This is a genomic window from Promicromonospora sukumoe 327MFSha3.1 (assembly GCF_000385135.1).
In the GTDB taxonomy this organism is placed as follows: Bacteria; Actinomycetota; Actinomycetes; order Actinomycetales; family Cellulomonadaceae; genus Promicromonospora; species Promicromonospora sukumoe_B.
Genome location: NZ_ARQM01000012.1, coordinates 328,360 through 351,169, shown reverse-complemented (window position 1 = coordinate 351,169; position 22,810 = coordinate 328,360). Strand labels below are relative to the sequence as shown.

25 protein-coding genes are annotated in these 22,810 nt (G+C 73.0%); 22 read left to right on the top strand and 3 right to left on the bottom strand.

Annotation, left to right across the window (positions count from 1 at the left end):
- Positions 1-33: 33 nt before the first annotated feature.
- The 13 genes from ffh to dprA all read left to right on the top strand — a co-directional run bounded on the left by ffh (position 34) and on the right by dprA (position 11,292).
- Entirely contained in the window at positions 34-1,671 is a 1,638-nt protein-coding gene (ffh, locus tag H291_RS0120350) for a signal recognition particle protein (protein ID WP_026365952.1), read from the top strand.
- A gap of 127 nt (positions 1,672-1,798) precedes the next feature.
- Positions 1,799-2,920 (top strand): amidohydrolase family protein, encoded by a 1,122-nt coding sequence (locus H291_RS0120345; RefSeq protein ID WP_020016866.1) that lies wholly within the window; start codon positions 1,799-1,801, stop codon positions 2,918-2,920.
- Positions 2,921-3,097: 177 nt separating this feature from the next.
- A complete protein-coding gene (gene rpsP / locus H291_RS0120340; protein ID WP_020016865.1) occupies positions 3,098-3,523 on the top strand; it encodes a 30S ribosomal protein S16 in 426 nt (141 codons plus the stop codon).
- Complete coding sequence (locus H291_RS0120335) at positions 3,523-3,762, top strand: RNA-binding protein (protein ID WP_020016864.1); 240 nt, start codon at positions 3,523-3,525, stop codon at positions 3,760-3,762. Before rpsP ends, H291_RS0120335 begins: the two co-directional genes overlap by 1 nt.
- 134 nt (positions 3,763-3,896) lie before the next feature.
- Positions 3,897-4,475: a ribosome maturation factor RimM gene (rimM, locus tag H291_RS0120330; protein ID WP_020016863.1), complete on the top strand. Its 579-nt coding sequence runs from the start codon at positions 3,897-3,899 to the stop codon at positions 4,473-4,475.
- Position 4,476: 1 nt separating this feature from the next.
- Positions 4,477-5,268 carry a tRNA (guanosine(37)-N1)-methyltransferase TrmD gene (gene trmD / locus H291_RS0120325; RefSeq protein WP_033327534.1) on the top strand — a complete coding sequence of 264 codons (792 nt, stop codon included), beginning with the start codon at positions 4,477-4,479 and terminating at the stop codon, positions 5,266-5,268.
- A 241-nt stretch (positions 5,269-5,509) separates the two neighbouring features.
- Positions 5,510-5,857, top strand: coding sequence for a 50S ribosomal protein L19 (gene rplS / locus H291_RS0120320; protein WP_020016861.1), 348 nt, complete (start codon positions 5,510-5,512; stop codon positions 5,855-5,857).
- A gap of 218 nt (positions 5,858-6,075) precedes the next feature.
- The gene (lepB, locus tag H291_RS34265; RefSeq protein WP_232216127.1) at positions 6,076-6,843 is read left to right on the top strand and encodes a signal peptidase I; all 768 of its coding nucleotides are present in this window, start codon (positions 6,076-6,078) and stop codon (positions 6,841-6,843) included.
- A gap of 3 nt (positions 6,844-6,846) precedes the next feature.
- Positions 6,847-7,536, top strand: coding sequence for a ribonuclease HII (locus H291_RS34260; protein WP_020016859.1), 690 nt, complete (start codon positions 6,847-6,849; stop codon positions 7,534-7,536).
- Between the two features lie 7 nt (positions 7,537-7,543).
- Positions 7,544-7,843: a DUF2469 domain-containing protein gene (locus tag H291_RS0120305; RefSeq protein ID WP_020016858.1), complete on the top strand. Its 300-nt coding sequence runs from the start codon at positions 7,544-7,546 to the stop codon at positions 7,841-7,843.
- A 167-nt stretch (positions 7,844-8,010) separates the two neighbouring features.
- A complete protein-coding gene (locus H291_RS0120300; protein WP_026365950.1) occupies positions 8,011-8,457 on the top strand; it encodes a YraN family protein in 447 nt (148 codons plus the stop codon).
- Positions 8,457-10,004 carry a YifB family Mg chelatase-like AAA ATPase gene (locus H291_RS0120295; protein WP_020016856.1) on the top strand — a complete coding sequence of 516 codons (1,548 nt, stop codon included), beginning with the start codon at positions 8,457-8,459 and terminating at the stop codon, positions 10,002-10,004. The genes H291_RS0120300 and H291_RS0120295 overlap by 1 nt, the downstream gene beginning before the upstream one ends.
- On the top strand, positions 9,997-11,292 hold the full coding sequence (gene dprA, locus H291_RS0120290; RefSeq protein WP_020016855.1) for a DNA-processing protein DprA: 1,296 nt from the start codon (positions 9,997-9,999) through the stop codon (positions 11,290-11,292). The genes H291_RS0120295 and dprA overlap by 8 nt, the downstream gene beginning before the upstream one ends.
- Positions 11,293-11,397: 105 nt before the next feature.
- Here dprA and H291_RS0120285 read toward each other — a convergent pair whose 3' ends face one another.
- Positions 11,398-12,357: a quinone oxidoreductase family protein gene (locus H291_RS0120285; RefSeq protein ID WP_020016854.1), complete on the bottom strand. Its 960-nt coding sequence runs from the start codon at positions 12,355-12,357 to the stop codon at positions 11,398-11,400.
- Between the two features lie 148 nt (positions 12,358-12,505).
- On the opposite strand from H291_RS0120285, the gene H291_RS0120280 reads away from it, so the two are divergent.
- Positions 12,506-13,459, top strand: a complete 954-nt coding sequence (locus H291_RS0120280) for a tyrosine recombinase XerC (RefSeq protein WP_232216126.1) — start codon at positions 12,506-12,508, stop codon at positions 13,457-13,459.
- A gap of 42 nt (positions 13,460-13,501) precedes the next feature.
- Here the strand turns inward: H291_RS0120280 and H291_RS33450 are convergent, their stop codons facing one another.
- Positions 13,502-14,134 carry a M23 family metallopeptidase gene (locus H291_RS33450; RefSeq protein ID WP_232216125.1) on the bottom strand — a complete coding sequence of 211 codons (633 nt, stop codon included), beginning with the start codon at positions 14,132-14,134 and terminating at the stop codon, positions 13,502-13,504.
- A 614-nt stretch (positions 14,135-14,748) separates the two neighbouring features.
- Here H291_RS33450 and rpsB point away from each other — a divergent pair.
- The 7 genes from rpsB (at position 14,749) to H291_RS0120240 (ending at position 20,940) form a co-directional block, all read left to right on the top strand.
- On the top strand, positions 14,749-15,696 hold the full coding sequence (gene rpsB / locus H291_RS0120270) for a 30S ribosomal protein S2 (RefSeq protein WP_020016851.1): 948 nt from the start codon (positions 14,749-14,751) through the stop codon (positions 15,694-15,696).
- Between the two features lie 106 nt (positions 15,697-15,802).
- A complete protein-coding gene (gene tsf / locus H291_RS0120265; RefSeq protein WP_020016850.1) occupies positions 15,803-16,642 on the top strand; it encodes a translation elongation factor Ts in 840 nt (279 codons plus the stop codon).
- Between the two features lie 282 nt (positions 16,643-16,924).
- A complete protein-coding gene (gene pyrH, locus H291_RS0120260; RefSeq protein WP_020016849.1) occupies positions 16,925-17,680 on the top strand; it encodes a UMP kinase in 756 nt (251 codons plus the stop codon).
- Positions 17,681-17,787: 107 nt separating this feature from the next.
- Complete coding sequence (gene frr, locus H291_RS0120255) at positions 17,788-18,345, top strand: ribosome recycling factor (RefSeq protein ID WP_026365946.1); 558 nt, start codon at positions 17,788-17,790, stop codon at positions 18,343-18,345.
- 50 nt (positions 18,346-18,395) lie between these two features.
- Positions 18,396-19,232 carry a phosphatidate cytidylyltransferase gene (locus H291_RS0120250; protein ID WP_020016847.1) on the top strand — a complete coding sequence of 279 codons (837 nt, stop codon included), beginning with the start codon at positions 18,396-18,398 and terminating at the stop codon, positions 19,230-19,232.
- A 65-nt stretch (positions 19,233-19,297) separates the two neighbouring features.
- Positions 19,298-20,392 (top strand): 23S rRNA (adenine(2503)-C(2))-methyltransferase RlmN, encoded by a 1,095-nt coding sequence (gene rlmN / locus H291_RS0120245; protein ID WP_020016846.1) that lies wholly within the window; start codon positions 19,298-19,300, stop codon positions 20,390-20,392.
- Positions 20,393-20,397: 5 nt separating this feature from the next.
- On the top strand, positions 20,398-20,940 hold the full coding sequence (locus H291_RS0120240) for a DivIVA domain-containing protein (RefSeq protein WP_020016845.1): 543 nt from the start codon (positions 20,398-20,400) through the stop codon (positions 20,938-20,940).
- A 120-nt stretch (positions 20,941-21,060) separates the two neighbouring features.
- Here H291_RS0120240 and H291_RS0120235 read toward each other — a convergent pair whose 3' ends face one another.
- Positions 21,061-21,456 carry a MerR family transcriptional regulator gene (locus H291_RS0120235; RefSeq protein ID WP_020016844.1) on the bottom strand — a complete coding sequence of 132 codons (396 nt, stop codon included), beginning with the start codon at positions 21,454-21,456 and terminating at the stop codon, positions 21,061-21,063.
- A gap of 60 nt (positions 21,457-21,516) precedes the next feature.
- On the opposite strand from H291_RS0120235, the gene H291_RS0120230 reads away from it, so the two are divergent.
- Entirely contained in the window at positions 21,517-22,758 is a 1,242-nt protein-coding gene (locus H291_RS0120230) for an MFS transporter (RefSeq protein ID WP_020016843.1), read from the top strand.
- Positions 22,759-22,810 lie beyond the last annotated feature (52 nt).

Here is a 22,810-nt window from a genome sequence, read left to right as displayed (position 1 = left end):
CCCGTGACCGTCCGACTCTATTAGGCTGTGTCCGTGTTCAACTCCCTGTCCGACCGGCTTACCTCGACGTTCAAGAACCTGCGCACGCGGGGCCGTCTCTCCGAGGCGGACATCGACGCGACCGTGCGGGAGATCCGCCGCGCCCTCCTCGACGCCGACGTCGCGGTGCCCGTGGTGCGCGAGTTCACCGGCGCGGTGCGCGAGCGCGCGCTGTCGTCCGAGGTCTCCGGTGCGCTCAACCCCGCCCAGCAGGTCGTCAAGATCGTCAACGAGGAGCTCGTCGACATCCTCGGCGGGGCCACGCGCCCGCTGACGCTGGCCAAGACGCCGCCCACGGTCATCATGCTCGCGGGTCTGCAGGGTGCCGGTAAGACCACGCTGGCGGGCAAGCTCGCGCACGCCCTGAAGGGCCAGGGCCACACGCCCCTGCTGGTCGCCGCCGACCTGCAGCGCCCCAACGCCGTGACCCAGCTGTCCGTGGTGGCCGAGCGCGCCGGCGTGCCGGTGTTCGCGCCGCACCCGGGCAACACCTCCGCGGCCGACGATCCCGCGGCCGACGCGCCGCTGATCGGCGACCCGGTGGGCGTGGCGCGCGACGGTGTCGCGTTCGCCAAGGAGCGCCAGCACGACGTCGTGATCGTGGACACCGCCGGCCGCCTCGGCATCGACCAGGTGCTCATGCAGCAGGCCGCGGACATCCGCGCCGCCGTGAACCCGGACGAGGTCCTGTTCGTCATCGACGCGATGATCGGCCAGGACGCGGTGAACACCGCCAAGGCCTTCGCCGACGGCGTCGACTTCACCGGCGTCGTGCTCTCGAAGCTCGACGGCGACGCCCGCGGTGGCGCCGCGCTGTCGGTCGCCAAGGTGACCGGCCGACCCATCATGTTCGCTTCCACGGGCGAGAAGCTGACGGACTTCGAGGTCTTCCACCCGGACCGCATGGCGAGCCGCATCCTCGACATGGGTGACGTGCTCACCCTCATCGAGCAGGCCGAGAAGACCTTCGACGCCGAGCAGGCCGAGAAGATGGCGGGCAAGCTCGCCAGCGGCCAGGACTTCACGCTCGCGGACTTCCTGGTGCAGATGCAGCAGCTGAAGAACATGGGCTCGATGAAGAAGATGCTCGGCATGCTGCCGGGCATGGCCCAGATGCGCGACCAGCTCGACCAGTTCGACGAGCGCGAGGTGGGCCGCATCGAGGCGATCATCCACTCGATGACGCCGGCCGAGCGCGACAACCCCAAGATCATCAACGGCTCACGCCGCGCGCGCATCGCCAAGGGTGCCGGCACCACGACCACGGCCATCAACCAGCTCCTGGAGCGGTTCGACAACGCCCAGAAGATGATGCGGCAGATGGCCAAGGGCGGCGGCATGGGCCCGGGCGGCATGCCCGCGATGCCCGGCGGCCCCGGCATGGGCATGGGCAAGAAGTCGCGCGGCAAGACGCAGCCCCCCAAGAAGGGCAAGAAGGGCAAGTCCGGTAACCCGGCCAAGCGCGCGCAGCAGGAGAAGGACGCCATGCAGCGCGCCCTCGGCGGCGGCCCCGCCAAGCCCGCGGCACCCGCCGGCTCGGCCTTCGGCGTCGGCCCCAAGCAGGGCGACGAGGCACCCGACCTGAACAGCATCGAGCTGCCCCCGGGCCTGGAGAAGTTCCTGGGTCGGTGAGTTCCCGGGTCGGTGAGCCGGACCCTGCGCGGGTGGTGCGGGGCCGGCGAGGACGCCGGGGCGGGCAGGTGGCTGGGGCACGGCAGGGGACAGGTCCACAGGGTGACGGGTAGAGCGAAGGAGCCGCATGTCTGCGCTGGAAGGTCCGACCGCGGTGATCCGCGGGCGCATCCTGCTCGGTGACGACCGCGAGGCCGAGGAGCTGTGGGTCCGCGGCGGACGGGTCAGCCTCACCCGGCCGTCGGCCCAGGGCACCAACATGCGGGTGCTGGAGGGCTGGGCGCTGCCCGGCCTGGTCGACGTGCACTGCCACATCGGGCTCGCGGCCGACGGCGCCGTCTCCCCGGAGGAGGCCGAGAAGCAGGCCGTGGCCGACCGCGACTCGGGCGTGCTGCTGATCCGTGACGCCGGCTCGCCGCTGGACACCGTGTGGGTGCACGGGCGCACCGACCTGCCGCACCTGCTGCGGGCGGGCATGCACCTGGCGCGGCCCAAGCGGTACCTGCGCGACTACGGGCTGGAGCTCGACTCCCCGGATCAGCTCCCCGAGGCGGTGCGCACGCAGGCCCGGCGCGGCGACGGCTGGGTCAAGCTCGTGGGCGACTGGATCGACCGCACGCTCGGGGCCGACGGCGACCTGCGGCAGCTGTGGCCCGAGGACGTGCTCCGCGAGGCCGTGGCCGTGGCGCACGCCGAGGCGGCCCGCGTGACCGTGCACGCCTTCGCGACCGAGACGATCGACACCCTGCTGGCGGTGGGGGTCGACTGCATCGAGCACGGCACCGGCATGACCGCGGAGCACATGGCGGAGGCTGCCCGGCGCGGCATCGCCGTCACGCCGACCCTGCTGCAGGTGGGGCAGTTCGAGAGCATCGCGGCCCAGGCCGACGGCAAGTACCCGGTCTACGCGGAGCGGATGCGCGGCATGTACGCGCGCCGCTACCAGCAGGTCCGGGACCTGTACGACGCCGGGGTGCAGCTGCTGGTCGGCACGGACGCGGGCGGCACCATCTCGCACGGCCGCATCGCGGACGAGTGCGCCGAGCTGGTCGCGGCCGGCATCCCCGCGGCGGAGGTCGTGGCCATGGCGTCCTGGCGCGCCCGCGACTACCTGGGCTTCGGTGCCGTGGTCGAGGGGTCCAGCGCGGACCTCGTGGTCTACCCGGCCGACCCGCGCGAGGACATCGAGGTGCTCCGGCACCCCACCGCGGTGGTGCTGCGCGGCGTGGTCTACCCGACCGCGCACTGACGGCCCGTGTGACGCACACGCGGTTGGTGGGGCCTCTCGGCGTCTGGCACAATATGCAGGTACTCGGCATGCCCGGACCCCTCTCACCCGGTCAGGTCGTGTCCCGGTCCCACCCACTGCTTCACCCCACGTCGCGGTGCTCGGGACCATCCCATCAGAACCAGGAGAGACCACTTCGTGGCTGTCAAGATTCGTCTCAAGCGCCTCGGCAAGATCCGGGCCCCGTACTACCGCGTCGTCGTCATGGACTCGCGCGTCAAGCGCGACGGCCGTGCGATCGAGGAGATCGGCAAGTACCACCCGACCGAGGAGCCGTCGCTCATCGAGATCAAGTCGGAGCGCGCGCAGTACTGGCTCGGTGTCGGCGCGCAGCCGACCGAGCAGGTCGCCGCTCTGCTCAAGGTGACCGGTGACTGGCAGAAGTTCAAGGGCCTGCCGGGTGCCGAGGGCACCCTGAAGGTCAAGGGCGAGAAGGCTGACGCCGCCGCCGCGATCGAGGCCGTGAGCGCCGACGCCGAGAAGGCCAAGGCGAAGGCTGCCGAGAAGGCCGCCGCCGCTGCCGCCGAGGCTCCGGCCGAGGCCGCTGAGGGCGACGAGGCCTGATGCTCTCGGAGGCCCTCGAGCACCTGGTGCGCGGCATCGTGGACAACCCGGACGACGTCCGGGTGTCCGCGAAGACGCTGCGCCGTGGTGACCTGCTCGAGGTCCGTGTGCACCCTGACGACCTCGGCCGGGTCATCGGCCGCGGTGGTCGCACGGCGCGCGCACTGCGCACCGTGATCGGTGCGCTCGCCACCGAGGGCCCGGTGCGGGTCGACGTCGTGGACGTCGACCGGCGCTGATCCTTCAGCACCCAGCACGACGACGAGGCCCGGTCCGTACGCGGACCGGGCCTCGCTCATTTCCCCTCCGCTGGTCGAGCTCCCCATCCGCTGGTCGAGCTTGTCGAGACCCACCTTCACCTTCGAGGAGTGACATGCAGCTGACCGTGGCCCGCGTCGGCAAGGCGCACGGGCTCAAGGGCGAGGTCGCCCTCGACCTGCGCACGGACGACCCCGAGTCCCGGCTCGCGATCGGCGAGCGGCTCGGGACGGTGCCCGCCGACGCCGGACCCCTGACGGTCACCCGGGCGCGTGAGCACCAGGGCCGCTGGCTGGTCACCTTCGCCGAGGTCGCCGACCGGAACGCCGCGGAGGAGCTGCGCGGCACCGAGCTCGTTGTCGAGGCCGATGCCTCCGACGAGGAGGACGCCTGGTACCCGCACGAGCTCGCGGGGCTGCGCGTGGAGCTCGAGGACGGCACCGTCGTCGGCAAGGTCGTCACCCTGGAGTACCAGCCCGCCCACGAGGCGCTCCTGATCGAGGAGGACCTGCCCGACGGCGGCACGACCCGCACGCTGGTGCCGTTCGTCCTGGCGATCGTGCCCGTGGTCGACGTCCCGGGCGGCCGCGTGGTGCTGACCCCGCCCGGCGGGCTGCTGGCCCGCGACGCCGACGCCGCCGTCGTCGACCGTGCCGATGACGACCGTGCCGACGACGACCGGGGAGACGCCTGACGTGCGCGTCGACGTGATCTCGATCTTCCCGGACTACCTGTCCGTGCTCGACCTGTCGCTGGTGGGCAAGGCGCGGCAGCGCGGCCTGCTCGACCTCCGCGTGCACGACCTGCGCGACTGGACCACGGACCGGCACCGCACCGTCGACGACACCCCGTTCGGCGGGGGAGCCGGCATGGTCATGCGCCCCGACGTGTGGGGGCTGGCGGTCGACGACGTGCTGGACGGCGACGCGGCGGGCGCGCACCTGATCGTGCCGACGCCGTCGGGCGAGGTGTTCACGCAGCGGCACGCCGAGGCCCTCGCCTCGGCGGAGCAGCTCGTGTTCGCGTGCGGGCGCTACGAGGGCATCGACGCGCGCGTCGCCGAGCACTACCGCGACGCCGGGGTCACCGTGCACGAGCTGTCGATCGGCGACTACGTGCTCAACGGCGGCGAGGTCGCGTCGCTCGTGATGATCGAGGCCGTGGCCCGGCTCATCCCCGGCATGGTCGGCAACCCGGACTCGCTGGTCGAGGAGTCGCACGGCGCCGCGGGCCTGCTGGAGTACCCCGTGTACACCAAGCCACCGTCGTGGGCCGAGCTGGAGATCCCCGAGGTGCTGCTGTCGGGGCACCACGCGAAGATCGAGCGCTGGCGCCGGGACCGCGCGCTGGAGCGGACGGCGGCGCGGCGGCCGGACATGATCGCCGCCCTGGACGTGGCGGGCCTGGACAAGCACGACCTGGCGCTGCTCGCGGAGCTGGGCTGGGTGCCGGGGCCGGACGGCGACGGGCGGCTCGTGCGGGCCTGAGGCCCGTGCGGTCGCGGGTCACACCCGCTCCGATGGTTGGCCTGCCCGTTCGTATGGCAGAATTACCCGTTGGTGCGTCGCCGGTCAGGTCTCTGCCACAGGGGACGACCGGGGCGGGCAACCGCCCCCGACCGGGTCAAGCCGCACCACCATCCACACCCTTTCGGGACCCTGACGGCCGTCCGGCCGGTGCGGGGCCCACGAGATTCGCGCCTGACCTGTGGCAGGCCCGGAGAGAACGATGCAGAAGCTCGACAACATCGGCGCAGCCTCGCTGCGGTCCGACATCCCGGCCTTCCGTGCCGGTGACACCGTCAAGGTCAACGTCAAGGTCGTCGAGGGCAACCGCTCCCGCGTCCAGGCGTTCCAGGGCGTCGTCATCTCCCGCCACGGCGGCGGGATCGGCGAGACCTTCGCCGTCCGCAAGGTCAGCTTCGGTGTGGGCGTGGAGCGCAAGTTCCCGCTGCACGCGCCGACCATCGAGTCGGTCGAGGTCGTCACCCGCGGTGACGTCCGTCGCGCCAAGCTGTACTACCTGCGCGAGCTGCGCGGCAAGAAGGCGAAGATCCGCGAGAAGCGCGAGAACTGAGCGTTCTGAGCGCTCCGGCGCTCCACTGACATCGGCCGCCGCCCTCGTCCACCGAGGGTGGCGGCCGATGTCGTTCCCGGAGGGGTTCGTGGGGATGTCCGGCAGGTTGGATGTTCGACCGCCCGACTATTTCGCCGGGGGCCCTGAGAGGTGACAGAGTTAGGCACGTGACGAGTTTCGACCGGGTGGCACCGCCCACCCCTATCGATGGGACGCCGTTGAGCTCAGAGGATCCGTGGGGAAACAGCGGGGCACATCGGCAGGGTGGCGCCGCGCACGGTCGTGAGCCGCGCCGGCAGCAGTCGGGCGTCCTCGCGATGCTCAAGGAGATCGGGATCATCGTGGTCAGCGCGCTGGTCCTGTCGTGGCTGATCAAGACGCTGCTGGTCCAGCCGTTCTACATCCCGAGCGCGTCCATGGAGGACACGCTGACCGAGGGCGACCGGGTCATGGCGTCGCGGCTGACGCCCGGCCCGTTCGACCTCAAGCACGGGGACATCGTCGTCTTCGTGGACCCGGGCGACTGGCTGCCGCCGTACGTGCCGCCGGAGCGCGGCCCGGTGGGTGACGCGGCCGTGTCGTTCCTGACGACCGTCGGCCTGCTGCCGCAGGACACCGGCGACCACCTCATCAAGCGCCTGATCGGCCTGCCCGGCGACAAGGTCGTCTGCTGCGACGCCGAGGGCCGCGTGTCGGTCAACGGCACGCCGCTCGACGAGACGTACATCAAGCCCGGTTCGGTGCCGAGCCAGGACCCGTTCGACGTCACCGTGCCGGACGGGATGCTCTGGGTGATGGGTGACAACCGCCAGAACTCCCAGGACTCGCGCTACAACCGCGGCAAGCCGGGCGGCGGCTTCGTGCCCGTCGACAACGTCGTGGGCACCGCGTTCGCGACCGTGTGGCCCCTGGACCGCCTGGACTGGCACAGCAACCCGAGCGACGTCTTCGCCGGCGTCCCGGACGCCCCGCCCGCGGGGAAGTAGGCGGTGCGCAAGGTGCCCACGCTGCGGCAGGAGAGGGCGCTCCTCGCCTCGGGCGCCCGCCTCGTGGCGGGCATGGACGAGGTCGGGCGCGGGGCGCTGGCCGGTCCGGTCAGCGTGGGCGTCGTGGTGGTCGACGCCACGACGCGCACCGGGCCCAAGGGCGTCGCCGACTCCAAGCTGCTCACGCCGGGCGCGCGCGAGACCATCGCGCCCGCCGTCCGGCGCTGGGCCGTCGCCTGGGGCGTGGGGCACGCGGGACCGGCCGAGATCGACGAGGTGGGAATCATCGCCGCGCTCCGCCTGGCCGGGCGCCGCGCCCTGGCGCAGGTGCGGCAGGTGTGCGGCGACGTCGACGTCGTGGTGCTGGACGGCAAGCACAACTGGCTGTCCACCCCGGCGCTCGACCTGTTCGCCGCGGCGGACGCCCCGGAGGACGACCTGCCGGAGCCGGCGGTGCGGACGCTGATCAAGGCCGACATGACCTGCACCTCCGTGGCGGCGGCGAGCGTGCTGGCCAAGGTGGAGCGCGACGCGATCCTGGTCGAGCTCGCGCAGCGGCATCCCGAGTACGCGTGGGACCAGAACAAGGGCTACAGCGCGAAGGCGCACATGGACGCCCTGGGCCTGCACGGGCCCACGCCACAGCACCGCAGGTCCTGGAACCTGCCCGGAACAGCGGCGTCGGTGGGATGATGTCGCTGTGAGCGCTGAAGACCTCGAGAACTACGAGACGGAGATGGAGCTAGCGCTCTATCGCGAGTACCGCGACGTGGTGGGCCTGTTCGCCTATGTGGTGGAGACCGAACGCCGGTTCTACCTGGCCAACCAGGTCGACCTCCAGGTGCGGTCCGCCGCGGGCGAGGTGTACTTCGAGCTGCGGCTCGGGGACGCCTGGGTGTGGGACGTGTACCGCTCGGCGCGGTTCGTGAAGTCGGTGCGCGTGGTGACGTTCAAGGACGTGAACGTCGAGGAGCTGGCCAAGGCCGAGCTCGCGCTCTGAGCGATCTTCTCGAGATTGCTCGGGGGTCGGCGCAGACCCTCGTGACGAGGCCCCAAGGCTTCGAGTGCGACCTCGACCCTGTGGATCGTCGATCCGTGCACAGGTGACCCTGCGGACGCCGTCGGCGGGCACCTCCGTGACCAAGGCTGGTCACGGAGGTGGACGCGATGGCGAAGAAGGACGGCGTAGGCCGGTACGGCGAGCGGGTCGCGGTGCGGCACGTGGAGGCGCGCGGCTGGCGGGTGCTCGACACCAACTGGCGCGGCAGCGAGGGTGAGCTCGACATCGTCGCGCTCGACGGCGACGTGCTCGTGGTGGTGGAGGTCAAGACCCGGTCGGGCCTGGGGTTCGGGCACCCCGCGGAGGCGGTGACACCGCGCAAGCTGACCCGGATCAAACGGCTGACGGGGCAGTGGCTCACCGTCTTCCGGGAACGCCTCGCGGCGGAGCGGCTGGAGGCGGAGGGGCAGGCCGGCGGCGCGGAGGCGGGCGGTCCGGTGGCGGTGCTGCCCGACGTGCGGACCTGGTTCGGCGCGATCCGCATCGACGTGGTGGCGGTGACGCTCCAGCGGCAGGGACCCGCCGTCGTCGAGCACCTCGAGGCGGTGGCCTGATGGGGATCGCGACCACGCGGGCGGTGTCGCTCGTCGGCATGCAGGGGCACGTGGTGGAGGTGCAGGCGCACTTCGCGGCGTCGGTCCCGGGGTTCACGCTGGTGGGGCTGCCGGACGCAGCGCTGAGCGAGTCGCGGGACCGGGTGCGGGCCGCGGTGACCTCCACGGGGCTGCCCTGGCCCGTCAAGAAGATCACGGTGAACCTGTCGCCCGCGTCGCTGCGCAAGCAGGGCAGCGCGTACGACCTGGCGATAGCGGTGGCGATCCTCGCGGGCGCCGACGGACCGTCGTCCCCGGGGATGCGCCGGACCGGCCTGGACCGGGTGGTGCACCTGGGCGAGCTGGGGCTCGACGGGCGGATCCAGCCGGTGCGCGGGGTGCTGCCGACCGTGGCGGCCGCCGTGGCGGCGGGCTTCCCGGACGTCGTGGTGGCTGCCGGCGACGCCGACGAGGCGCGGCTGGTGCCCGGCGCCCGGGTCGTGGGCGCCGCGAGCCTGGCCGAGGTGGTGGCGCTGCACGGCGGCCCGCCGGAGCTGGTGCGCGAGGTGGTGGCGGTGCGGCCGGCCCGCACGGCGCTCTCCGCGCGGCTGCCGGGGGACCTGGCCGACGTCGTGGGGCAGGAGCGGCCGCGCGCGGCCCTGGAGGTGGCGGCCGCGGGCGGGCACCACCTGCTGCTGGTCGGCCCGCCCGGGGCGGGCAAGACGATGCTCGCCTCCCGACTGCCGGGCATCCTCCCGGACCTGACCGACCGCGAGGCCGTCGAGGTCACGGCCGTGCACTCCGTGGCCGGCACCTTCGATCCCGGCGGCGGGCTGATCCGGCGCCCGCCGTACGAGGACCCGCACCACACGGCCACCCAGGCGGCCGTCGTGGGCGGCGGCTCCGGCATCCCGCGGCCGGGGGCGGTGTCGCGGGCGCACCGGGGGATCCTGTTCCTGGACGAGGCCCCGGAGTTCGGCGCCCGGGTGCTGGAGACCCTGCGCCAGCCGCTGGAGCAGGGCGAGCTGGTGATCCACCGGTCGGGCGGCGCGGCGCGCTACCCGGCCCGGTTCCAGCTCGTCATGGCGGCCAATCCCTGTCCGTGCGGGCTGGCCATCGGCAAGGGACTCGAGTGCAGCTGCTCGCCGACGCTCCGGCGCCGGTACTTCGCGCGGCTCTCCGGGCCGCTGCTGGACCGCGTGGACGTTCAGGTCGAGGTCCAGCCGGTGGACCGGGTCGAGCGCATGGAGGGCACGTCCGAGCCGACGTCGGCGGTGGCCGCACGCGTGCTCGCCGCCCGCCAGGCCGCTCGCGCCCGGCTGGCGGAGACACCCTGGTCCACCAACGCGGAGATGCCCGGGCGGTTCCTGCGCGACCTGCTCCGGCCGCACCCCGGGCTGCTCGCCCCGATCGAGAAGGCCATGACCGCCGGGACGCTCAGCCTGCGCGGCGTCGACCGGGTGCTGCGGATCGCCTGGTCCATCGCGGACCTCGCCGGCCGCGCGGCGCCCACGGTGTCCGACGTCGGCAACGCCCTCCTGCTGCGCACGGGAGGCGAGCATGACTGACCCGCTCTTCGAGCTGCCGCGCGCCGGCCTCCGCTTCGACCGGGACGACCCGGTGCTGGCCCGGGCCGCATGGAGCCGGATCGCCGAACCGGGGGACCTGGTCGCGGGCGCCCTCGTGGGTCACCTCGGTCCCGTCGACGCCCTCGACTGGCTGCTCGACGCCGCCCGCGACCCCGATCGCGCCGGTGCGGCGCTGCGGAGGATCGGCGGCGCGGACACCGTCCAGGAGGCACTCGCCGGGTCGCCCGGACGGGCCGACGCGCCCGGACACCTGCTCGATCCGGGCCCCGAGGGTCCGGCGGCCGGCGGGGGCCGGGCCGCCGGTCTCGTCGTGGCCGCGGTCGGGCGCTGGGCGCCCCGACTGGAGCGCCTGGACCCCGAGGGGGAGCTCGCGGTGCTCGACCGCTACGCCGGCACGTTCCTCACCCCGGACCACCCGGGCTGGCCCACGGCGCTCGACTCCCTCGGTGCGGCCGCGCCCCTCGCGCTGTGGGTACGGGGCGACGCGGACCTGGCCGCGCTCGCGGAGCGCTCGGTGTCCCTGGTCGGCTCGCGCGCCTGCACCCCCTACGGGGTGCGGGTCACGCGGGACCTCGCGTGCGGGCTGGCCGACCGCGGGTTCACGGTGGTCTCGGGCGGCGCCAACGGGATCGACGCGGAGGCGCACCGCGGCGCGCTCGTCTCGGGGGCGCGGACCGTGGCGTTCCTCGCGGGCGGGGTCGACCGCCTCTACCCGGCGGCCAACACGGACCTGCTCCGGCGCGCGATCGACCAGGGCGCCGTGGTGAGCGAGGTGCCGCCCGGCTCGGTGCCGGGCAAGCGGCGGTTCCTCCAGCGCAACCGGCTCATCGCCGCCTTCACGGCGGGCACGGTGGTGGTCGAGGCGGCGCTGCGCTCCGGCGCGCTGTCCACGGCCAACCACGCCGTAAGGCTCCTGCGCCCGCTCGGTGCGGTGCCCGGGCCGGTCACGTCGATGGCGTCCAGCGGCTGCCACGAGCTGCTCCGGCAGGGCGCGGCCGTCTGTGTGACCGACGCCGCGGAGGCCGCCGAGCTGGTCGGCGACCTCGGCGAGACCGCCCCGCGCCGCCAGGGCGAGGTCCGCCCCGGCGACGACCTCGACACGGCCGGCAAGGCGGTGCTCGACGCACTGCCCGTGCGCAAGCCGGCGCACGAGCGCTCCATCGCACGGGCCGCCGGGCTGGCGCTCGCCGACACGACGGGGGCGCTCGGCCTGCTGGAGCTGATGGGGCTGGCCGAGCAGCGGGACGGCGGGTGGCGGAGGCGGTGAGGTGGGGCGCCCGGCCGCGGCCTGGGGCGGGGCCGAGCGGGGCCGGGCGCTCGGCCCCGGCCGCGCGGCTGGTGGGCTGACCCGGCGGGAGCCGCTGCGGACGGGTCAGCCTGCCGGGTCGAGGACGAGCTTGCCGACCGTGCCCCGGGAGCGCAGGGCCTCGTGCGCTCCGCGGGCGTCGGACAGCGGGTACTCCCCGCCGGCGACGACGCGGATCTCGCCGCGTCCGGCCAGCTCGAACAGCTCGGACAGCGCCCTGCCGTAGAGGTTGCCCGGCAGCTTGAACACGTGCGGCAGCCACATGCCCGCGACGGTGCTGCTGTGGCCGAGCAGGTTGCGCAGCTCGACGGGCCTGGGCTGCTCACGCCCGGCCATGCCGTAGAAGACCAGCCGGCCGAACGGTGCGAGCGCGGCCACGCTCTGGTCGGTGGTGGTGCCGCCGACCATGTCGAGCACGATGTCGACGCGGCCTCCGTTGGCCTCGATCAGGGTCGTCGTCATGTCGGCGGCGCGGGAGTCGACGGCGACGTCGGCCCCGAGGCCGAGGGCCAGCGCGCGCTTGTCGTCGGTGCTCGCGGTGGCGACGACCCGGCCGGCGCCCCACGCCTTGGCGAGCTGCACGGCGATCGTGCCGACCCCTCCGGCGGCCGCGTGAACGACCACGGACTCGCCCGCCTCGAGGTGGGCGTTCTTGCGCAGCAGGATCCAGGCGGTCGTGCCCTGTACCAGCATCGACAGCGCGGTGAGGTCGTCGACCTCGTCGGGCACGGGGAAGGTCAGGGCCGCGTCGGCGACGGCGCGCTCCGCGTACCCGCCCCCGCCGGTCAGGAGCGCGGCGACCCGGCGGCCGTCCGCGGTGCGCCCGACGACCTCGCTCCCGGGAACGAACGGCAGCCTGGTCGGCGTCTGGTACGAGTTCTCGATCTGGTGGGTGTCGGCGTAGTTGACGCCGATGCGGGAGACGTCGATCAGCACCTGCCCCGGTCCCGCCGCCGGCTCCGGCACCTCGGCGGGCCTGAGCATCTCGGGCCCACCGAACTCGGTGATCTGTACGGCACGCATCATCGCGGTCCTCCTGCGCTCGTCCGGCTGCACTCGTCCGCCCCGAGTCTGGCAGAGGCCCGGCGCCGGCCCCGCTCACCGCTCCCGTCTGCCCGGGGAATCGCGGCGCGCCTGCTTCACCCGGTGGCGGGCGCGCGGCACACTGGCAAACGTGGACCTTACCGACCTGTCCGGCTTGCCTCGGCTGCCCGAGCAGTTGTCCGACGCCGTGTCCCGTTTCGCCAGCTACCTCCACGCGCAGCGGGGGCACTCCGCCCACACGCGGCGTGCCTACGTGGCGGACGTGACCGACCTGCTGCGGTACGCGATGCGGCACGGGAGCACGAGCCTCGACGAGATCGACCTGACGCTGCTGCGCGGGTGGCTCGCGTCCCAGTCCGAGCGCGGGCTCGCGCGATCCACGCTCGCGCGCCGTGGCGCCTCGGCCCGGGCCTTCCTGCGCTGGGCGCACCGCACCGGGCTCGTGCCCGTGGACCCCTCGGCCCGCCTCGCGAGCCCCAAGGTGCCGCGCACCCTCCCGACCGTGCTCGACGTCGACGCGGCCGGCCGGCTGCTCGACGGCGCCCGGGCCGCCGCGGACGCCGCTGACGAGCCGGACCGGCCCGCTGCGCTGCGCTCGTGGGTGGCCGCCGAGCTGCTGTACGGCGCGGGGATCCGCGTGGGCGAGCTGGTCTCGGTCGACGTCGGGCACGTGGACCCGCGCGACCGGCTCGTGCGGGTGCTCGGCAAGGGCGGCAAGGAGCGGGTGGTCCCGTTCGGCATCCCGGCCGCCCGGGCCGTGGACGCCTGGCTGACCGACGGCCGCCCGGCGTTCATGACCGCCACCACCGGTGACGCCTTCCTGGTGGGGGAGCGTGGCGGGCGCTGGGGCCAGCGGCAGGTGCGCGAGGCCGTGCACCGGCTCGCGGCCCAGGCCGGCGTCGACGACGTCGCCCCGCACGCGCTGCGGCACTCCGCCGCGACGCACCTGCTCCAGGGCGGTTCCGACCTGCGCGCGGTGCAGGAGGTCCTCGGCCACGCCAACCTCGCCACCACCCAGCGCTACACCCACGTGGACGCCGAGCGGCTGCGCAGCGTGTACGCCCAGGCGTTCCCGCGCGCCTGACCGGCCGTTCCTCGACCGGCCGGTCCTCAACCGTCCCGCGCCTCAACCGTCCGGCAGCAGCACGATCGGCGGCCGGTCCAGCAGGGACAGCGGGTCGATGTACCGCTCGCCCCGCCGCACGCCCCAGTGCACGCAGGACCGGGGCGTGCAGTGGTTCGGCGTCGCGCCGTCCTCGACCACGCCGACCGCCGTGCCCGCGGCCACGGCCGTGCCGACCGGCACGGACGCCGCCACCGGTTCCAGGCTCGTGCGCAGGCCGTCGGGATGGGTGACCACCACGACCCCACGGCGGGCGACCTGCCCGGCGAACGTGACCACCCCCGGACCCGGGGACAGCACCGGCGAACCCACCGCGGCCGTCAGGTCGACGCCGCGGTGTCCCGCGCCCCACTCCTCCTCGGGCGGGTCGAACAGGCGCTCCACCCCGGCGGGCGGGTCCACCCCCGCGACGGGCGGCACGTAGCCGGTCGCTCCGGATCCGGGCCCAGAGCGGCTGGATCCGACACCAGGACTTGCCGCGCCCGGCCCTACAACACCCGCCCTCGCGGCCCCCGCCCCCGCGTCACCCGCCCCCGCGACACCGGCGGCCCGCAGGGCGAACGGCCCGGCGGCGTCGGCCGGGACCGCGACGTCGGGCCCCGTCCGTAGCGCCCCGGCGGGCGGTGCCGTCGCCACGGTGACGAGAAGGATTGCTACGAGAACGAAGAGCGGTAGGAAGCGCCGGCCCGGGGCCCGACCACCGGTCCAGCGGGGGTTACGAGAGTTCGTCATGCCGCGAGCATCACTCGACGGGCCGCCATGCGGGAGCGGTCCTGGACCCGCCTGTGCACGAACCGGCTCGGAGGCGCCCTGTGGTCGCGCTCGCTGCCTTCTGCCGCCGTCACGAGCGTCGGTCGGCGGGCGAGAACGTCCGCCAGGACAACCCCGCGCGACCGCCCGCGCCAGAGCGGGCGACGTCACAACGGGGGCCCGTCGCCGAGGTCCTCGCCGCGGGGGCCGGTCGGGTAGACTTCAACCCGCGACCGGCATGTGCTGCCAGTCCGGCAGGCGTCCAGCTCCGCTGGCCCTCTGCCTGACAGGGAGATCTCCGGTCGACATCGCGCGCCACATCGAGTCGCGTCCGGCAGTGGTCCGGCCCCCAGGGTCGGCGTCGGGAACGACGTGGCGCCAGGGGCACCTTCACGAGAAGGCGCCGCCAACCGAACCGTGGCCCAGGCCTTGTGTCCTGTGCCGCCTGAAATGCGTGCGGAGCCCCGGGTCGATCCCGGACCGCACCGAAAGGACGTGTCATGGCCGTCGTGTCCATGCGCCAGCTCCTCGAGAGCGGTGTCCACTTCGGACACCAGACCCGCCGTTGGAACCCGAAGATGAAGCGCTTCATCTTCACGGAGCGCAACGGCATCTACATCGTCGACCTGCAGCAGTCGCTGCACTTCATCGACAGCGCCTACGACTTCGTCAAGGAGACGGTCGCCCACGGCGGCTCCATCCTCTTCGTCGGCACCAAGAAGCAGGCCCAGGAGCCGGTTGCCGAGCAGGCCGCCCGCGTCGGGATGCCGTACGTGAACCACCGCTGGCTCGGTGGCATGCTCACCAACTTCACCACGGTGCACAAGCGTCTCCAGCGCCTCAAGGAGCTCGAGGAGATCGACTTCGACGACGTGGCCGCCTCGGGCCTCACGAAGAAGGAGCTCCTGGTGCTGCGCCGCGAGAAGGACAAGCTCGCGCGCACCCTCGGCGGTATCCGTGACATGGCCAAGGTCCCCTCGGCCGTCTGGATCGTCGACACCAACAAGGAGCACCTCGCGGTGGACGAGGCCCGCAAGCTGGGCATCCCCGTCGTGGCGATCCTCGACACCAACTGCGACCCCGACATGGTCGACTACGCGATCCCGGGCAACGACGACGCGATCCGTTCCGTCACGCTGCTCACCCGTGTGATCGCGGACGCCGCCGCCGAGGGCCTCATGCAGCGCCACTCGGGCGGTGCCAAGACCGGCACCGAGGCCGAGGCCGCCGCCGAGCCGCTGGCCGAGTGGGAGCGCGAGCTCCTCGCCGGTGACACCACCGAGGGCACGGTCGAGACCCCGGCCGCCGTCGCCGAGGGCACCGTCGACGAGGCCGCCGCCGAGGCTGCCGCCGCAGCCACCCCGGCCTCCCCGGCCGAGGTCGTGGAGGCCGCCGAGGCCGCCGAGGCCGCTCCGGCTGCTGCTCCCGAGGCCGAGACCGAGAAGTGACGCGCTGCGTCGGCCGGGTGCGTCACGCGCGGACCCGGCCGGCGCGCCGTCCCTGACGGTCGTACGACCTCCCAAGAACAACACGACTGCACGGAGGACCAGAACAATGGCGAACTACACCGCCGCTGACATCAAGGCGCTGCGTGAGCGGACCGGCGCCGGCATGCTCGACGTCAAGAAGGCCCTGGACGCGGCCGACGGCGACGCCGACAAGGCCATCGAGATCATCCGGACCAAGGGCCTGGCCCGCGCCGCCAAGCGCGAGGGCAACGCCACGTCCGAGGGTCTCGTCGCCGTCAAGGTCGAGGACACCGCGGCCGGCCAGGTCGCCACCATGATCGAGCTGAACGCCGAGACCGACTTCGTCGTCAAGAACGAGAAGTTCATCTCGCTGGCCGAGGCCGTCCTGGAGGCCACCGCTGCCGCCGGTGCCGCCGACGAGGTCGCGGCCTCCGCCGCCCCCGCCGGTGAGGGCACGGTCGCCGAGCTCATCGCCGCTCAGGGCGCCACGCTGGGCGAGAAGCTCGTCCTGCGCCGCGTCGCGCGCGTCGAGGGCCCGAAGGTCACGACCTACCTGCACAAGACGGCCAAGGACCTGCCGCCGTCGATCGGCGTCCTCGTGGTCACCGACGAGGCGGGCGCGGCCGTCGCCAAGGACATCGCGCAGCACGTCGCCGCGATGGCCCCGAAGTACCTCACGCGTGAGGACGTCCCGGCGGACGTCGTCGAGAAGGAGCGCGAGATCGCTCTGGAGACCTCGAAGAACGAGGGCAAGCCGGAGGCGGCGCTGCCCAAGATCGTCGAGGGCCGCCTGAACGGCTTCTTCAAGGAGGTCGTCCTGATCGACCAGCCGCTGGCGAAGGACCCGAAGACCACGGTCGGCAAGCACGTCGCCTCCGTGAACGGCTCCCTCACCGCGTTCGTGCGGTTCCGCGTCGGTTCCTGACGCAGCTCGTTCGGCCCGGCCCGCGCTTCGGCGCGGGCCGGGCCGACGCGTACGCGGCCGGTTCCGTCGGAGCCGGACCGCACGCCGCGCTCCGGCCGGAGCGCGGTGCGGCTTCGATACTTTCGGTGTGACGTAGAGCCGGGCGGGCTCCAGGTCGCACCAGGGGTCTCGAGGCCGGTCCGGAGGCCCTGCCTGGCGCAGAGGTGCGTCGCCCGCGAGTCGGGCGCAGTATTCCGGGAAGGGCCGGTGTCCCGGCATCGACGATCGAAGGGTGACGGATCAGTGAGTGACGAGGCGACGCAGAACTTCGCGGTGGACGTGGAGGGCAAGCCGGCCCGGCGCGTGCTCCTGAAGCTGTCGGGCGAGGCGTTCGGCGGTGGCAGCGTGGGGCTGGACGCCGACGTGGTCCGGCGCATGGCGAAGGAGATCGGCGTGGCCGTCCGGGACGGCATCCAGGTCGCGATCGTCGTCGGCGGCGGGAACTTCTTCCGCGGCGCCGAGCTGAGCGTGGCCGGCATGGACCGGGCCCGCGCGGACTACATGGGCATGCTCGGCACGGTCATGAACTGCCTCGCCCTCCAGGACTTCCTGGAGCAGGCAGGCGTCACGACTCGCGTGCAGACCGCCATCACGATGGGCCAGGTCGCCGAGCCGTACATCCCGCTTCGGGCGATCCGGCACCTGGAGAAGGGCCGCGTGGTGATCTTCGGCGCGGGTGCGGGCATGCCGTACTTCTCGACCGACACCGTCGCGGTGCAGCGTGCCCTGGAGACCGGCTGCGAGCAGGTCGTCATGGGCAAGAACGGGGTCGACGGCGTGTACGACTCCGACCCGCGCCGCAACCCCGACGCGAAGAAGCTCGACCACCTGACCTACACCGACGCCCTCGTGAACCGGCTCGGCGTCATGGACGACACGGCGCTGGCCATGTGCCGCGACAACGACGTCCAGATGCGGGTCTTCGGCATGGAGGGCGAGGGCAACGTCACGCGCGCACTGGCCGGCGAGCCGATCGGCACGCTGATCACGACGCGCTGAACCGCGGGACCCGGGCCCGCCCGGGAACTCGCGATCCTTTCGGTAGCCGGGCAAAGTGTCCGTAGAGTGGCCCCGGCACCACCCGTAGACCAACGACAGGAGCAGTGGTGATCGACGAGACCCTCCTCGAAGCCGAGGAAAAGATGGAGAAGGCGATCGAGGTCGCCAAGGAGGACTTCGCGGGCATCCGCACCGGCCGCGCGAACGCCGGGATGTTCAGCAAGATCACCGTCGACTACTACGGCGCGCCCACGCCGCTGCAGCAGCTGGCGTCGTTCAACATCCCCGACGCGCGGACCGTGCTGGTCGCCCCCTTCGACAAGGGCTCCGTGCCCGCCGTCGAGAAGGCGCTGCGCGACTCCGACCTGGGCGTGAACCCGGCGACCGACGGCAACGCCATCCGCATCGTGCTGCCCTCCCTGACGGAGGAGCGCCGCCGCGACTACGTGAAGCTCGCCAAGTCGAAGGCCGAGGACTCGCGCGTCTCGGTGCGCAACATCCGCCGCAAGGCCAAGGAGACGCTGGACCGCATCGTCAAGGACGGCGAGGCCGGCGAGGACGAGGTCGTGCGCGCGGAGAAGGAGCTGGACAAGCTGACCAAGAGCCACGTCGACATGATCGACCAGCTGCTCTCCAGCAAGGAGAGCGAGCTGCTCGAGGTCTGATGCCCGCACCGCCTCGAGACAGAACAGAGCGAGACAACGCGCACACCGCAGTGAGCCCAGAACCCGTACCCGCCGCGAAGACGTCGCGCGCGGGCCGCAACCTGCCCGCAGCGATCCTCGTGGGCGTCGGCCTGCTCGGCGTCGTCGGCGCGTCGCTGTACTGGCGACCCGAACCGTTCGTCCTGTTCGTGGTGCTCCTGCTGTGGGCGGGGCTGTGGGAGCTGCGGCAGGCGTTCGCGCGCCGTGACCTGCGGCTGCCCATGGTCCCGCTCTTCGTGGGCACCGCGGGCATGGTGGTCTCCGCGTACCGGGGCGGTCCGGAGGCGCTGTTCGTGGCCTTCGTGCTGACCGTGGCCGCGACCGTGGTGTGGCGGGCGCTGGACGGCTCCGGCCTCAGCGCCGTGCGGGACTCGGCGGCGGCGATCTTCGCCGCGTCCTACCTGCCGTTCCTGGCCGGGTTCGTGGTGCTGATGCTCGCGCAGCACGACGGCGAGATCCGCGTCGCGCTGTTCATTCTCTTGGCGGTCGCCAACGACACCGGCGGCTACATCGCCGGCGTCATGCTGGGTCGGCACCCGCTGGCCCCGACGGTGAGCCCCAAGAAGTCCTGGGAGGGCCTCGCCGGCTCGATCGTGCTGGCCACGGTCGTGGGCGTGCTCGGTTCGGTCTACGGGCTGGGCGAGAGCCCGGTCCTCGGGGTCGCGCTCGGCGTCATGACCGCCATCACTGCCACGGTGGGCGATCTCGCCGAGTCTCTCCTCAAGCGTGACCTAGAATTGAAGGACATGGGCTCATTGCTCCCGGGGCACGGGGGCGTGCTGGACCGCCTCGACTCGCTGGTCATCACAGCGCCCTTCGTCTATCTCGTGCTCTCGGTGGTTGCCTGATGAAAACTCCCCTTGCCCAGCCGACCGTCCGTCCTTCGGACGAGACCCCGGCGATCCCGCTCCAGATGGCGCCGAAGCGCCGCGGCAAGCCGCCGAAGCACTTCGCCGACCTGACGCCCGAGGAGCGGGTGGCGTCCGTGGTGGAGGCGGGGGAGCCGGCCTTCCGGGCCAAGCAGCTCGCCACGCACTACTTCACGCACTACACCAGCGACGCGGCGCAGATGACGGACCTCCCGGCGAAGTCCCGCGAGGCGCTGGCTGCGACGATGTTCCCGCAGCTCATCCGCCCCACGCGCAAGCTGGAGGCCGACGGCGGCACCACGGTCAAGACGCTGTGGCACCTGTTCGACGACGCCAAGGTCGAGTCGGTGCTCATGCGCTACCCGAACCGCACCACGCTGTGCGTCTCGAGCCAGGCCGGCTGCGGCATGGCGTGCCCGTTCTGCGCCACGGGCCAGCTCGGCCTGACCCGCAACCTGTCCACGGCGGAGATCCTGGAGCAGGTGCGCGCGGCCTTCCGCTCGCTGGCCGACGGCGAGATCCCCGGCGGTGTCACCCGGCTGAACAACCTGGTCTTCATGGGCATGGGCGAGCCGCTGGCCAACTACAAGGCCGTGATCGAGACGGTCCGCACGCTGGTGGCGCCGCAGCCCGAGGGCCTCGGCATGTCGGCGCGCAACATCACGGTCTCCACGGTGGGCCTGGTCCCGGCCATGCAGAAGCTCACCAAGGAGGGCATCCCGGTGACGCTCGCCCTCTCGCTGCACGCGCCGGACGACGACCTGCGCTCCGAGCTGGTGCCGATCAACACCCGCTGGAGCGTCGACGAGACGCTGGACGCCGCGCGGAACTACTTCGAGGTGACCGGGCGTCGCGTCTCCATCGAGTACGCCCTCATCAAGGACATGAACGACCACGCCTGGCGGGCCGACCTGCTGGGCGAGAAGCTCAACTCCCGCGGGCGCGGCTGGGTGCACGTCAACCCCATCCCGCTCAACCCGACTCCCGGCTCCATCTGGACCGCGAGCGACCGGGATGTCGAGGACGAGTTTGTGGCACGATTGCGCGGTCACGGGATCCCGACCACTATCCGTGACACCCGCGGGAGCGACATCGACGGGGCCTGCGGGCAGCTGGCGGCTGAGGAGGACGACGAGTGAGTGGGATGTTCAACAGCGTGCCCGCGATGCGCACCGGGTACGACAAGGACGAGGTCGACGAGTTCTTCGAGCACGCCCGGCAGGCGTACGAGGGACGTACCGCGGATCGGCTGACGAGTGCCGACATCCAGGCCTCGACCTTCGACCTGACCCGCGGCGGGTACAACACCCACGAGGTAGACGCGGCGCTCGACCGCCTGGAGGCGGCGTTCATCGCGCGGCAGCGCGCGGAGTACGCGGCGGCACACGGACAGCAGGCCTGGATGAACGCGCTCGCCGAGCGGGCCCGTTCCCTGTACGGGCGTCTGGGCCGGCCCGACGGCGAGAAGTTCGGCCCTGCCGACCGCGGCTCGCAGGGCTACGACAAGGACGACGTCGACGACCTGTGCGACCGGCTGATCGGCTACTTCGACCGTCAGGAGCCGCTGACGGCCGGGGACATCCGGTCGGCGACCTTCGGCCGGGCCCGCGGCCCGGAGGCCTACGACGAGGCCTCCGTCGACGCGTTCCTCAGCCGTGCGGTGGAGGTCCTGCTCGGGGTCGAGTGACCCCCTGCCGAGGTAGAACCCTGGCGAGATAGAAGCGGGGCCGGAGCGCTGATCAGCACTCCGGCCCCGGTTCTATCTCGCCACAGTTCCACTTCGGCACAGCGGCACAGCGGGGGAGCGTCAGACGGCGGCCGCCGACTCCCGTTCCTCCCGCAGCAGCACCTCGTGCTGGGTCGCCGTCAGGAACTTCCGGATCGAGTCCCGGCTGCGGGTCAGGCAGTCGATGCGCGCCTGGACGCCCACCAGCTCGGTGGCGAGCTGCTCGGCGACCTCGCGCGGGCAGGTCGGGTCCTCGCGGTTCGCAGCGTCCTCGGCGTCGATCAGGATCTTGACCAGCCGGGTCGGGATGCCCGCCTGGACCAGGCCGGCAACGCGGGACACCCGCTCCACGTGCTCCTCCGTGTACGTCCGGTAGCCGTTGGCCGCCCGGTCCGCCTCGAGCAGGTCCTGCTGCTCGTAGTACCTGATCAGCCGGGTCGTGACACCGGTCCGCGTGGCGAGCTCACCGATCTTCATGACGTACCTCCGGGCAGGGCCTTGACATTGACACCAGTGTCAAACTTTAGCGTGGCGAGCATGGACACGACAGGCTCCGCACCAGCCGCCCCCACCAGCGTCGATACCGTTCCGGCCGCCCCGGCCGGCCCCGAGCCCGGCACCCTGCCGTGGCCCTCCCTGCTCGTGCTCGGCGCCGGGACGCTGTTCATGGTCACCGCCGAGATGCTGCCCACGGCGGTGCTCCAGCAGATGAGCACAGGCCTCGGCGTCGCGGAGTCGAGCACGGGGCTGCTCGTCTCGGTGTGGGCGGCCGTGGTGGTGGTGCTGAGCTTCCCGCTCGTCCGGCTCACCCGCCGCCTGGACCGCCGCGCCGTGATCGCCGGTGGCCTGGCCGTCCTCGCGCTGTCCTCGGCGCTCACCGCCCTGGCCCCGACCTTCCAGGTGGCGGTCGGCGCACGGGTGCTGGGCGCGGCCGCCGTCGGCCTGCTGTGGGCCACGACCAACGCGCACGTCGCCGACCTCGTGCCCGACCGGCTGCTCGGTCGCGCCATCGCCGTCGTGCTCGGTGGGGCGACGCTCGGGATGGTGGTCGGCACCCCGCTGGCGCGCCTCGTGGCCGACGCCACCGGCTGGCGCGCCGCCTTCTGGGCCCTCGCGGTCCTCGGGCTGCTCGCCGCGGTCGCGGTCCGCCTGGTCGTCGCCCGCGCCGCGGTGCCCGACGGCGCGCCCGGCACCCCGGCGGACCAGGCCGCGGGGGGCACCCGCGCGGCGGCCGGAGGCATGGGCCGGCTGCTGACCGTGACCGGCCTCGTGGCCCTGGTCCTGGTCGGGCACTACGGCGCGTACACGTACATCACGCGGCTCGCGGAGGCCCCGGCACACGCGCTGCCGGGCGGGATGAGCACCCTGCTCCTGGTGTTCGGGCTTGCCTCCGCCGTCGGCGTCGCGCTGGCCGGACGGCTCGGGGAGCGCAGCGGCCCGGCGCTCGTGGTGAGCGTGGCGGCGACGGCGCTGGCCGTGCTCGGGCTGGGCGCGGACGCCGGCCCCGTGGTGGGGGTCGCCGTCGTCGTGGCCTGGGGCGTGGTGTCGGGCGCCATGCCGCCGTTCGCGCAGACGCTGATCCTGCGCCTGGCCGGGCCGGAGCGCCGCTCGTTCGCCGGGGCGCTGATCCCGGTGCTGTTCAACGGCGGGATCGCCGTCGGGGCAGCGCTCGCCTCCGCCGTCGTGGCCGGGTCGGGCGTGGCGGCGCTGCCGCTGCTGGCGGCCGTGGTGGTCGGCGTGGCGGCGGCGGGCCTGGTCGGCGCGGTCCGCCGCGCCTGACCCTCCGTGTCAGACGTACAGGTCACGGGAGTGATCTGTACGTCTGACACGT